A 12,160-nucleotide genomic window follows, 5' to 3' on the forward strand; every position below is an offset into this window, starting at 1 on the left:
AGCCAATAAACATCATTTTGAATAGAAGTAGAGGATCCGTTGGTCGACCGTTGTCCTCACTATAATATGGGCGAACCTTATCTAAAATGGTTGAAAAATCTATGTACTGATCTATTTTTCGCAGAAGGTGGTCCGAAGGAACAAGTTCATCAATAGACACAAATTCAATTTCATTTTGCGAAGATTCTTTGGGTTTAAACATGTAAATTCACCACAATCTATAGGATTTAATGGGTTAATTATAACATATTAACNCGGTGAATAATTAAAGTTAACTATTAAAATAAAGGCTGTCGATAGTTTCTCGACAGCCTGGCCGCTAAAATTTAGCGGTTTTTTCATTTACTGAGGATCTTCATTTAGAGATTAATGAAGATCCCGTGAGTGGGGCTGAAGATGACCCTCTTTTAGCTCCTTAAAGATATCATCTGACTGTTGCTTGGCAGGATGTACGGGAGACTGCAATATCATTTGGCCCATTAGCTTCTTAAACTCCCCTACCGTCAAAGGCTTTGCATCATCCATTAATTCATATCCAAGCTGTCCATTGGGTTCAAGAGTTGCCATTTTTACATCAGATATTTTGGAAATTCCGCTGGTTCGCAGTCTCATTTCCAATTGATCAGCAGTAAAGCGGAGTTTTCTCATATTGGCTAGTTGAAGCTTCCCATTTTCGATCACTATTTTAGATTTGCCAGTTATAAACTTTTCAAAAAAATTAAATTTCACCTGCAAATACTCCATTAAAATCAGGGATCCAATGAAAATGGCAGAAGCCAGAATGGTTTTCCAAACACTTGTCTCGACAATCGGCCGAATAATAATGGATCCAATCGAAATCATCACAACTGTTTGCGCAAGTGTCATTTGCGAAATCGATTTTCGTCCGGCCATGCGAAGCAGCAAGACACCTGCAAAAACTAAAATGAATGCTTCCCAGGCAAAATTCATCCTGTACCCACCTTCCTTTTTCCAATTAGGATGCGGGAATAAACGGTGAAATATGCAATTACTGCAAAATAAAAAGCCTGGCCAAATGGCCAGGCTGTCTTGTATGGGTCTGTCAATTATAGTTTAGTTACGTTAGCTGCTTGAGGTCCGCGAGCGCCTTCAACAACTTCGAAAGAAACTTCTTGGCCTTCTTCTAAAGATTTGAAACCTTCAGATTGGATAGCAGAGTAATGTACGAATACGTCGTTTCCGTCTTCACCTTCGATGAATCCGAAACCTTTTTCAGCATTGAACCATTTTACTTTACCGTTTTTCATGAAAAAAATCCTCCTATTGGCTTGAAAAAAGCCATGTGTAAATTCACCATATACACGCTTATAACTTTACGTTCATTACTCATCCAGACCATTTCCTAACGGTTGAAAAAGCAGCTAGCAAAATATAACACGATGCATAACGGCTGATTTTAATTTAGCATTATTAAATGGGAATGTCAACTGATCGGCATTATGGATAGAGCGCTTTCAATTATGGTATTACTGCTATTTATCCAGCATACAGGCTGCATTAATGTGGATTCATCCTTTCAAAGTGATCAAAGCTCAGGCACTTGATTTATTTTTTGAAGGTGAAGACAAGCAAACATACCTCTTATTAGAGCTATTCATATAATACAGAAGAACTGATGAGGAGGTGATTCTTATGAACTTATTGGATTTTCTTAGCCAGAATTACTATATGCTCGTCCCGGCTTTATGGGTGATTGGCTATGCTCTAAAACAAACACCGTTTATCCCTGACTGGTCAATCCTATGGATCCTCGTCATGATTTCCGTTACAACCGGCAGTATTGCCTTTGGTTTTTCAATCGAAGGGGTCATTAATGGAATAATTGCAGCAGGTGTGGCCGTTCTCGGACATCAAATGATGAAACAAACGATAGAAGGGGCTTCTGCAAGAAAAAAGAAATAGATCTTATTTTGTCCTCAATATGAGGACTTCTTTTTTGAGCCTTTTTAGCTTTTATAAAACTTCTTCAAAACATAAAACTATTTTGGAAAATAACTTCGAATGTATAAAGAATATCCGCCACCCTGGTTTTATGGTGAATTGCGTTTTTGTTTCCAGCGGGATGGAGTTGCAGGAATGTTCAAGTACAATAAAAAGCCCAACCCTCTTGGGACTGAACTTTTTGCTATAGTATTATTTTAATCCTGATAGGATATTTTCAATATTTTCTTCTGTCATTTCCTGTGCTTTTGCTAAGGTAAATACATGATTTGATGCCCAGTAATCGTATAGCCTGGCTAAATCACTTCGGTCATATACCTTGTTTGCAAAAGTACTGAAAAAATAAACAAGCAGGACGTTAACGACATTAGCAGGAAGCTGTTTCCTGTTTGCCAGCGCGCTCAATGCGATTTTCTCCAGCCCTCTTATATTTCCATCTGTTAGACGCTCTACCATTTCTAGCGGGGATGCAGTTTCGCAGAAATGCATAAATTCAGGGTCTTCTAATAATTTAATCATAGGTCTCTCCCCTTTACTGTCCTCTATTTATACACCGCCGGAAGAGAACTATAAACCCTTTTAGATATTTTGTATCGAAAATGATATATATATAAGTTATTTGTTAAATAAATGTAATTAAGCAGCCCTTCTGCTCGAAGGGCTATTGATGATTATTTTGTTTCACGGTGCAAGGTGTGTTTTTTTAGGCGTGGGCAGTATTTCATCAGTTCAATCCGATCAGGATTATTTCTTTTATTTTTCGTTGTTATATAGTTGCGGTCACCGGTTTCTGTACATGCTAATGTAATCTTTACTCTCATTTTATTTCCTCCATTTCGATAGAATTAAAAGCCGGCAGCGGATCAGCCAGCGTATTCCAATCCGAATTCATTTCTTGGTCAGACAGTAAGCATCCGTCCAGATTTGATTCAATTTCCATTTTATTCATGCCAATTCCAATCAGAACAAGTTCGGTCATACGGTCTCCAAAATCCCTATCCCATTTTTCAAGCAGTTCAGGCTCATCTCTTAAAATTTCCATTTTTTCATTTTCCGGGTAGGCTGCTATCCACTCTCCTGCCCCCTGCAAAGTAATGGATGGCCCTGCCTGAGACAGTAATCCAGCCGTATCATTGCGGGAGGCCAGCCAGAAAAAGCCTTTGGCTCTTACAATTTCCACTGGCCAATCCTCCAGCCATCTCATGAATCTTTCGGGGTGAAAAGGCCTCTTTCTTCGATATACAAATGATGAGATTCCGTATTCCTCTGTCTCAGGAGTGTGTTCTTCATTCAATTCCTTAATCCAGCCCGCTCCCTGGCTTGCCTTCTCAAAATCAAAATAACCAGTATCCAGTATTTCTGTTAATTCTAATTCTGAATGAACTGTTTTAATGATTTTTGCATCTGGATTGAGCTGGTGCAAAACGGCTTTAAGTTCAGCCGCACTTTCTTCATCAACCAAATCCAGCTTATTCAGCACCAATACATTCGCAAATTCAATCTGATCAATTAATAGGTCAACCACTTCCCGCGTGTCCCTATCATCCGTGCCCTCTTTGCGGTCAAGCAGGGTTTCACCAGATGCAAAGTCATGCCAAAATCGATTTGCATCTACAACCGTAACCATTGTATCGAGCCTGCACTTATCAGATAAATTAATTCCAAGACCCTCATCAATATAAGTAAAAGTTTGGGCAACTGGGATTGGTTCTGAAATACCAGAGGATTCAATCAGAATATAATCAATCATTCCTTCCCTGACTAACCTTTCAACTTCAATCATTAAGTCTTCTCTCAAGGTGCAGCAGATACAGCCGTTCTGAAGTTCAACCAGCTTTTCATCAGTTCTCGAAAAACCGCCCTTTTTAACCATGGAAGCATCAATATTTACCTCACTCATATCGTTTACAATAACAGCAATCTTTTTGTCGCCCCGATTATGTAAAACATGGTTCAGCAGAGTGGTCTTGCCTGAACCCAGGTATCCGCTCAATACGGTCACGGGAATTTTCTTTGTCACTTTTTTGCCTCCTTTTTTCGATAATAGTACTCATTACGATTTAAAAACTATAAGCTATTTACAATTCTTCCAGCTGCTTGCCTTGCCCCCGCAATATTCCTGGCAATTGGCCCTAGTTCCAGCTCTGCCAGCGGGCCGGAAACATAAAGATTGTGACTCCATTGAAGGTTTTGATTAACGATTGGGTATCCACATTCAGCACATAATAAATTCTGCTCATGAACCATCTTATCTATTAGCTTGCCTCCTGGACGAATCGGCTCGAATCCAGTTGCTAAAAGAATGTGTTTGGCAGTAATTATTTTGTTTCCTAAGTCAATATTCAGCTTTTGTCCTTTATCGATGGAAACGGATACTATGGTGCCATCTACGGCCCTAATGATGCCTTCATTCTCGAGCTTTTTTACTTTGCGAAATAGGTCACCGGGAAGTGAACCTTTATGACGGGCTTTCAAAATGATCCTTCTCCTCTGCTCATAGCACTTTAGCCTTTGAAAAAAAGATTGATATTTGGGCCCCAACCAGCCAGGATCACTGTCAAAGTCATGAATACGATATGGATGACGCTTGATTACCGTCACTTTTCCAGGAAACAGCGCTGATAATTTGATTGCCAAATGTGCAGCCGAAATTCCTCCCCCCACAATAGCAATTGGGGGATGCAAAAAAGATAAGTCATGCAATGCCTCATCATAAACATGAAGAATGCTATTTGAAGAATTCTCTCTTATTTCTGCAGCCCATTCTGGAATATTTAGCTGATCGTTGACGCTGATAGCAACAACAATCTTTTTTGCATAAAAGACGTCTCCTTCTTCTGTCTTCAGCTCCCATAAATCGCCTGCCTTGTTAATCGAGATAACACGGCCCTTATGCCATAATTTTTTTAGACCTGCTTCCTGTATGACATAATCAGAGTGTTGATTGAACAATTCAAGAGAAGGGCGCTTATACCTTCCAATAAAGCTCCCAATTCGTTCTTCTTTTCTGCCGGCATACCTTTGCAGGCTGAAGGGATCTGTATCAATGTGGTGAACCGAAGGGGATCGAAGGTATTCCATTCCAATTAAATCTGTGTTCCTTTTCCATCTGGACATAGGCTCTTCGAAAGGATCAATTATAAGCAAGTCCTGCCAAGAAACCTTCCCTTTCTTCAGCAGGAAGGAGGCAATTGTACATCCATGTATACCCCCGCCAATTACCGCCCATTTATACAAAAACTCACCTCTTTTACAAATCGTAATAGTTACGATTTAAATCATAATCGATCATTTAGCTGAATGCAAGCCCAAATTTAATAAATACTGCCCGACATTTCTCCTATCCTATTAAAATGTTCATATTCCCATTTACTTTTTCATAGAATTAATATAAAGTTTAAACCGAAATCATTACGATTTTATAATCAGGAGGAATTTATGATTCGAATATTTCGCAGCCATATTATTGATATAACGGGGATTATTTTATTAGCCATTCTGGTTTACCTTATTTCTTTCAGCTCAGGACTCGAACTGTCCTTTGAGGTGCCAGCCTCAATACTGAATCTAAATGTAATTTTTATAAGTATTTTAATAGAGGCGCTTCCCTTTGTATTAATCGGTGTGTTAATTGCAGGATTTATCCAAATTTTTATTACTGAGGAACATATACGCAGATGGATTCCGAAAAATAAAACCGCAGCAGTGATCATGAGCTGTGTAGTCGGTGCTCTTTTTCCTGCCTGTGAATGCGGAATCGTGCCAATTATTCGCCGACTCATTTCAAAAGGTGTACCGGTCTATGCAGCTATTGGTTTTATGCTCACAGGCCCTCTTATAAATCCCATCGTAATTGCTTCTACTTACATGGCTTTTGGGAATGACTTTAAAATGGCAGGCTTCAGAATGGGATTAGGGTTCTTGATTGCGATTATAATTGCCTTTTCAGTGAGCTTGATATTCAAGTCTAATCATTTGAAAGATTCGGTTCATTTACATAATCACAGCGGCGCGAAAAAACGTTCTTTCATAGATCAGATTTGGTCCATGCTCACCCATTCTATTGATGAATTCTTTGATATGGCCAAGTATTTAATAATGGGTGCTTTATTAGCTTCCATTGTGCAAGTCTATATGCCTGCAAAAGCTTTTCTGCAAAGTGCCGATGATCCGGTTGCTTCTTTAATAATCATGATGGGCTTTGCCTATGTTTTATCACTTTGTTCGGAAGCAGATGCTTTTATCGGTGCATCCTTCAGCAGTATTTTTCCACGGTCATCAATATTGGGCTTCCTCATATTCGGACCTATGATCGATTTTAAAAATACCATCATGATGCTTAGCGTATTTCGCCTGAAGTTCGTTCTCGGAGTTTTAGCTCTAACTGCTTCGGCTGTATTTATCACAATAATGCTATTGCAAAAATTTATATAGGGAGGCATTCGGATGATATTTCATCTCCAGCAGGCCCTAAGGGCTTTAATCCTATTGGCTTTTTGCGGATTGATTTTTCAGCTTCACTATACAGGTGATATTACGAAATATATTAATCCCAAGTACACCGGACTAAGCCAATCTGCATCCATTCTTTTTCTGTTCTTGTTTTTTATTCAATTAACAAGAATTTGGAGCTCAAAAAAAGAATCAGAGCAACAACTGCATCACTCAGGTGATTCCTGCTGTCACCACCATGATGATCATGATTGCAGCCACTCTCATGACCACGGCGATACACCGTTTACAGTAAAAAAATTATTTTCTTACAGCATAATTATTTTCCCGTTATTAACAGGTTTTTTCCTGCCTGTTAAAACATTGGATGCTTCCATTGCAGACAAGAAAGGCGGATTAGCCATTCTCGGCAACAAAAATAACGCAGATAGTAAACAGACTGGTCCGGTTAGCAGTGAAGATTATTTGGAAGACGACTTGGAAGACTACTCTCTGGATGATTCTAAGGAAGAGCTTGAGAACTCTACTGAACAAGAGACTCAGCTGTATGAAGGGGAACAGGAAATTTCAAAGGAAGAATTTGAAAAAATAAAGAACGACTTATATTCAAGCGAGGCCATTAAAATGGATGACTTTGTTTTTTCTTTGTATTACGAGGAAATCAGCAAAGATATTGAAGCGTTCAAAGGCAGAGAAATTGAGTTCCAGGGATTTGTATATAAGGAAGAAGGGCTTGCTTCAAATCAGCTAGTCATTTCAAGGTTTTTAATCACTCATTGCGTTGCAGATGCCAGTATGATCGGTTTTCTTTCAGAAGCGGAGGAAGCCCCTGAGCTTTATGACAATATGTGGATTAAAGTGAAGGGAGTTATAGACACCGCAACTTATAATGGAACCGAGCTGCCACTTATAAAAATCAAAAGCTGGACAGAAATAGAGGAGCCATTTATTCCTTACCTGTATCCTATAAATATTAAAATTCTATAATTAGAATGCAAAACAGCGAGTGAGTGTATTCACCCCCTTTTTTATATAAGCCGCATGAAAAAAGGGGTTTTGTTTTTTTAGTCATTAAGGTTATTTTCTTTAAATTAGACCCATTATGGATGAATCTTAATTGCAAAAAATGGCTCTCGACTTGGTACACTAAAAATGGGCTCGGAAGAATGCCTTTTTTAGAAGGTTCTTCCTCTAATGCAAATATCGAGGCTTGTTGGCGTGCTGACTCTTTTACGTGCAAATTTTCCTTGTTTGTTCTCGCTTTTTAATTGGAATCCTCGTTTGTGCCGTTCTTTTATTCACTTATAAAAAAGCCGCTAATCTGATTCACAGATTAACGGCAACTATGCAGACCAAAGATCCTTAGGGAGGAGATCTTCTATATTAGTGTATTAAAGCTGTCTGAAAAGGTGTGGACAAACCCCTCCGCTATTTTCTCATTTTTTTACTTTCGCGGTTGCCTCAATTGATATTTACGGCGAGTCAGTATGCCTAAAACCTATTCCGAAAAATCCCAAAAGCAGTTTACTTCACTGATAACGACTGTTCGGCTTCCATTAAGGCGGCCCGCAGATTGGAGGTGAACATCTCTAAATCTTCAAAGCTGGAAATATCTCTGTCCAGTAATGGCATTAGCAGTTTTCTTTTATCGGCAAATAGATTTTGGATTTCTTCCAAATAGACTTTTTCATTTTCTCGCCGCTTCTCCATAAATAGCCCATCAGCATGATCTGGAATCATTTTATTAACCACTACTGTATTTACATGTATCTTGTGCTGGTGAAGTGTATCTATCGCCTTATTCGTTTCAATAATAGGGAGCCTTTCAGCATTCAATACAAATAGATATTCCGTTTGATCTTGATTAAGGAGATAATCCCTAACCTTTATAAAGCGGGTTTTCCGTTCTATTAACTTTTCGTAGATGGGATCTTCCACTGGATCACCATCATTCATCCATTCTGCGTAATTCTTGTTCATTTTTTGTCGCCTGTCCAAAAGGCCGTCCATCCAGACTCCCATTAGCTCGGGCAGTGTAAGCAAGCGTATAGTGTGCCCGGTGGGGGCTGTATCAAAGACAATACTATCATATTGGTGCACTGTTTCCAGAATTAGCGATGTAATCCGGTCAAACAGTGCTGCTTCTTCAGCGCCAGGCGATGCTGCGGCCAGGTCGATCTGTCTATGTACTTCATCTAGCATCGTGGACTTGACCAGCCCTTTAATATTATCTTTCACTCCATTAATATAGCGGGATGTCTCCCTCTCTGAATTTATCTCAAGCACATCAAGCCCAGCCCGGACCGATGTTATTTCTCCAATTAGTTTAATATGAAATAAATCGCCGGTATTATGTGCAGGATCAGTGGAGACAAGGAGGACCTTTTTTCCCTGTTTAGATAACAGCAAGGCAAGTGCTGCAGACGTTGTGCTTTTTCCAACTCCCCCTTTGCCGCCGACAAAGTAAATCTTCTTGTTTAAAAATTCCATATTCCATCCCCCTTTCTAACAGCATCGAATTCCATCAAGCGGCGATTTCTCCATCCCCATCCGCAAATGCCAGTCGTGGAACTTCCCGATGATCATTGGATAAAGCTCTAATGTATAGTAGAAAGCCGGGTTTGGAAGTCCAAGCATCTCCGAAAAACAAAGAAGCATAAATAAATCTTCCTCGTCTCTCATTTCTCTGGCCAATTCGGTCCTGTGAGGCTGTTTAAGTATCTCATCATATAGGGCGATAGCTCTTTTCATCTTCTCCATTAAGCTCATGCTGCTGCTCCTTTCAAAATGACAATAGAGACCGGGTCGCCCCGGCCTCCATGACTATTACATGTCCTGTGTCAAAGTTGGTGTATGATCTTTATTAAATGCACTGAATGCCTCAACGATAATCCAGAAAACAAAGATGAGAATCATTCCGCCAAGGATGAATAACAGCATATTGGCATCTGATGCACCATAACCGGACCACTGGAAAACAACCTGCTGAATCATAGCCCAGAGAGTCATAAAGAATACAAATACCATTGGAACAAATGTAACCAGATAATTACGGCCCTGGCGTTTGAGCCAGATGGAAATAAGCAATAAACTGATTCCTGCAAGTAGCTGGTTGCTTGTGCCAAACAGCGGCCATAATAAGTACCCGCCTGAACCAAAACCATTCGGGCCTTTTGGCAATAGTACAAGCGCAGCACTTGATGCCACTGCTACCGTAGTTGCCACATGTGTTTTCGTTAATGGCTTCAAATTGTATTCGCTTCCAATTTCAGCAATAATGTAGCGCATCAAGCGTACTGATGTATCAAGAGTCGTAGCAGCAAACGAAACAACAATAACTGATACAATTGTGCTCGCAATATCTGCCGGTATCCAAACTCCGGTTGCCAATTCTGCAGCCCCTTTAATAAAGACACCTAAACCGCCGGAGCTTGCGGCTGCAAAACTTGAATAGGCCGCTAAAAATTCTCCTTGAGTTGAGAAGAATGTAACCACAGCAATAATGGCAATTAATGCAAGTATACCTTCTCCAACAGCTCCAAGATACCCCACAAAACGAGCATCTGTTTCTTTATCGAGCTGTTTTGAGGATGTTCCGGAAGAAACAAGTCCGTGGAATCCCGAAATGGCTCCGCAGGCTATTGTAATAAATAGAAGCGGGAACCATGAAACATCCGAGGCAGCCGCATTCGTCGCCGGAGCCGTTACCTTCGGCTGCAGGAATACAAGCCCGAGATATAAAATCAGTAAGCCCACTACAAGCTGATGGGAATTGATATAATCCCGAGGCTGCAAAAGCTTCCATACCGGCAGTGTTGATGCAATATAACAATACACCATTAACACGATGATCCAGACAAAGAAAGCCATGGCTACACCATTCAATCCAAACATAACACTATTTTCAGCTCCGCCAAAATAACTGACCAAGTCAATTTGCAGGGCTGGAACACGGCTGGCTAATATTGCCATTCCATACATGACTGCCAGCGCTAACAGCGATGGAACCAGCATGCTTGCTTTCCGCTTATAAACGGCATATCCAATCCAGATGGCCAGTGGAATTTGAATGAAGACAGGCAGCACGCTTGCTGGAAACTGTACAAACAAATTGGAAATAACCCATGCAAATACTGCGTTTACCATTAATACGAGCACTAAAATAATAAATAAGAACAGCATTTTCGCACGTTTGCCGATCAGCCTGTTAGTAATTGTGCCAACCGATTGGCCTTTATTGCGAACAGATAGCACCAAAGTGCCAAAATCATGTACCCCTGCTGCAAATACGGTTCCTAAAATAACCCATAGGAACGCAGGCAGCCATCCCCAGTAAACGGCAATTGCCGGTCCCACAATGGGTGCAGCTCCAGCAACCGAGGTAAAATGGTGTCCCCAAAGAACCTTTTTATTCGTCGGGACAAAATCGACTCCATCTTTAAACTGATGGGCAGGTGTTACATAGTTTGGGTCAAGCCTATAAATCTTTTCAGCCACCCATTTTGAATAAAAACGGTAGCCTATGGCAAAAACAGTCATCCCGATGACAGCCAGCCAAATTGAATTCATTCGTAAATCCCTCCTTTTTAAGACCTGTTACTACAATCTTATAATAAAAAAAGGATTTCTATTAGTCAATAAATTCTGAATTTTACTGTTAATAAAATCCCAATTACCGGAAATAATAAGAAAAAATGCTGTGTTAAAAGCTTAGTGTGATTTAAGCACCCAGTTATTGGTGCGGAAGGTGCGAATGCACCGAGGACTCCAGGATCCGCCGCCTGCGGAAAGCATGGGTGCATGAAGCGGAAATCAGCAGGCAAGTTTAACAGAGCCTAAAAAAAGAATGGGCGGTTTCATTATGGATAAAAAAATAATCAATCTTAAACCATCACTTTCACACGAAAAAATGAACGAACTTGCAGAAGGGATAACATTCACTAAAAACTTCCGGTCAGCTACGGCAGAAGAATGGTATATTTTCCTTCCGGGCTTCCAGGATCCACGCACCAAAGGAGCTGCAGCTAAAGCTATTATTCATTACAACCTTTATGGCACAAAAGAAATATTTATAAATACTACAATCATTTATGATGATCCCGCACTCCATAAGCCTGAAATGAGGCAAATGGTTCAACTATTTACCGAAGAAATCATCAACAGGCTGGTAGGGTATGCTGATACACTCCTTTCTGTCCATGCAGGAGAAAACTCTTATGATATGGAGTATGTGGACGGTTCGGATTATTAATAAAATGATAGAAATAATTTGTTTACATAATATAATTATTTTTAGAATCAGACATCATTTAACTAATTTAGAAATGCATCCATTCTCCGATAAAGCAAAAGGAAAAGACCTAACTTTTAATACGTTAGGTCCCTTCCTTTCTATTTTTACTTAGCCAAAGCAAGCTCATACTGGAGATAGACATCCTTAAGTGCCGCCTGAATCGCCTGTCCGGCTTTCCCGCGATAGTGTCGCTGTACCTTTTCTATGAGTTCTTCAACTCCATCGCCTAAACAATAGCCCCTAAGCAGCTGGCGTATATATTCACGGCCATGCTCGGTTGCGAGTGTACATGATGAATCCACTATCACCCCATATTTAAAATCCAACTCCAAAGTGATCGTAATAGAATCATATAAATTTCTTGCAGCCATACCTTGCGGAAGTTTGGCATGCCCAGCAATAAAGTATGTGTTCATTTTTCGTTCTCCCTTTTGCCGCTCACGGGATAGTGGA

The 12,160-nt window shown here is 40.1% G+C and carries 14 protein-coding genes and 1 pseudogene; 4 read left to right on the top strand and 11 right to left on the bottom strand.

Annotated features, from left to right (window positions below):
• From L634_RS33965 to L634_RS0120715, 3 genes and pseudogenes are all read right to left on the bottom strand, one after another.
• Nucleotides 1-202, bottom strand: a pseudogene (locus L634_RS33965) (IS5/IS1182 family transposase); the annotation flags it as partial.
• A 164-nt stretch (nucleotides 203-366) separates the two neighbouring features.
• Nucleotides 367-951 carry a DUF421 domain-containing protein gene (locus L634_RS0120705; protein WP_026584098.1) on the bottom strand — a complete coding sequence of 195 codons (585 nt, stop codon included), beginning with the start codon at nucleotides 949-951 and terminating at the stop codon, nucleotides 367-369.
• Between the two features lie 116 nt (nucleotides 952-1,067).
• Nucleotides 1,068-1,268, bottom strand: coding sequence for a cold-shock protein (locus L634_RS0120715; protein ID WP_009334826.1), 201 nt, complete (start codon nucleotides 1,266-1,268; stop codon nucleotides 1,068-1,070).
• 385 nt (nucleotides 1,269-1,653) lie between these two features.
• Between L634_RS0120715 and L634_RS0120720 the strand changes: the two genes are divergently transcribed.
• Nucleotides 1,654-1,923, top strand: a complete 270-nt coding sequence (locus L634_RS0120720) for a phage holin family protein (RefSeq protein WP_026584099.1) — start codon at nucleotides 1,654-1,656, stop codon at nucleotides 1,921-1,923.
• Between the two features lie 231 nt (nucleotides 1,924-2,154).
• On the opposite strand, the gene L634_RS0120730 is transcribed toward L634_RS0120720, so the two are convergent.
• The 4 genes from L634_RS0120730 to L634_RS0120745 form a co-directional block, all read right to left on the bottom strand.
• Nucleotides 2,155-2,481: a hypothetical protein gene (locus tag L634_RS0120730; protein WP_026584100.1), complete on the bottom strand. Its 327-nt coding sequence runs from the start codon at nucleotides 2,479-2,481 to the stop codon at nucleotides 2,155-2,157.
• 152 nt (nucleotides 2,482-2,633) lie between these two features.
• Nucleotides 2,634-2,783 carry a 50S ribosomal protein L33 gene (rpmG, locus tag L634_RS0120735; RefSeq protein WP_026584101.1) on the bottom strand — a complete coding sequence of 50 codons (150 nt, stop codon included), beginning with the start codon at nucleotides 2,781-2,783 and terminating at the stop codon, nucleotides 2,634-2,636.
• Nucleotides 2,780-3,982: a GTP-binding protein gene (locus L634_RS0120740; protein WP_026584102.1), complete on the bottom strand. Its 1,203-nt coding sequence runs from the start codon at nucleotides 3,980-3,982 to the stop codon at nucleotides 2,780-2,782. The genes rpmG and L634_RS0120740 overlap by 4 nt, the downstream gene beginning before the upstream one ends.
• 47 nt (nucleotides 3,983-4,029) lie before the next feature.
• Nucleotides 4,030-5,199: an FAD-dependent oxidoreductase gene (locus L634_RS0120745; protein WP_026584103.1), complete on the bottom strand. Its 1,170-nt coding sequence runs from the start codon at nucleotides 5,197-5,199 to the stop codon at nucleotides 4,030-4,032.
• Nucleotides 5,200-5,400: 201 nt separating this feature from the next.
• Here L634_RS0120745 and L634_RS0120750 point away from each other — a divergent pair, with 201 nt between their 5' ends.
• Together L634_RS0120750 and L634_RS0120755 are read left to right on the top strand one after the other, a co-directional pair.
• Nucleotides 5,401-6,396 (top strand): permease, encoded by a 996-nt coding sequence (locus L634_RS0120750; protein WP_026584104.1) that lies wholly within the window; start codon nucleotides 5,401-5,403, stop codon nucleotides 6,394-6,396.
• A 12-nt stretch (nucleotides 6,397-6,408) separates the two neighbouring features.
• Entirely contained in the window at nucleotides 6,409-7,401 is a 993-nt protein-coding gene (locus tag L634_RS0120755; protein WP_026584105.1) for a TIGR03943 family putative permease subunit, read from the top strand.
• 537 nt (nucleotides 7,402-7,938) lie between these two features.
• On the opposite strand, the gene L634_RS0120760 is transcribed toward L634_RS0120755, so the two are convergent.
• Genes L634_RS0120760 through L634_RS0120770 form a run of 3 tightly spaced genes read right to left on the bottom strand, consistent with a single transcriptional unit; the run spans nucleotide 7,939 to nucleotide 10,983 of the window.
• Complete coding sequence (locus L634_RS0120760) at nucleotides 7,939-8,904, bottom strand: ArsA family ATPase (protein ID WP_026584106.1); 966 nt, start codon at nucleotides 8,902-8,904, stop codon at nucleotides 7,939-7,941.
• A gap of 15 nt (nucleotides 8,905-8,919) precedes the next feature.
• Nucleotides 8,920-9,183, bottom strand: a complete 264-nt coding sequence (locus tag L634_RS0120765; protein WP_026584107.1) for a cory-CC-star protein — start codon at nucleotides 9,181-9,183, stop codon at nucleotides 8,920-8,922.
• A gap of 57 nt (nucleotides 9,184-9,240) precedes the next feature.
• Entirely contained in the window at nucleotides 9,241-10,983 is a 1,743-nt protein-coding gene (locus L634_RS0120770) for a carbon starvation CstA family protein (protein ID WP_026584108.1), read from the bottom strand.
• Nucleotides 10,984-11,275: 292 nt separating this feature from the next.
• Here L634_RS0120770 and L634_RS0120775 point away from each other — a divergent pair, with 292 nt between their 5' ends.
• The gene (locus tag L634_RS0120775) at nucleotides 11,276-11,665 is read left to right on the top strand and encodes a hypothetical protein (RefSeq protein WP_026584109.1); all 390 of its coding nucleotides are present in this window, start codon (nucleotides 11,276-11,278) and stop codon (nucleotides 11,663-11,665) included.
• Nucleotides 11,666-11,811: 146 nt separating this feature from the next.
• On the opposite strand, the gene L634_RS0120785 is transcribed toward L634_RS0120775, so the two are convergent.
• Complete coding sequence (locus tag L634_RS0120785) at nucleotides 11,812-12,123, bottom strand: DUF3870 domain-containing protein (RefSeq protein ID WP_026584111.1); 312 nt, start codon at nucleotides 12,121-12,123, stop codon at nucleotides 11,812-11,814.
• Nucleotides 12,124-12,160 lie beyond the last annotated feature (37 nt).

The organism is Bacillus sp. J33 (assembly GCF_000518885.1).
Classification (GTDB): domain Bacteria; phylum Bacillota; class Bacilli; order Bacillales; family Cytobacillaceae; genus Cytobacillus.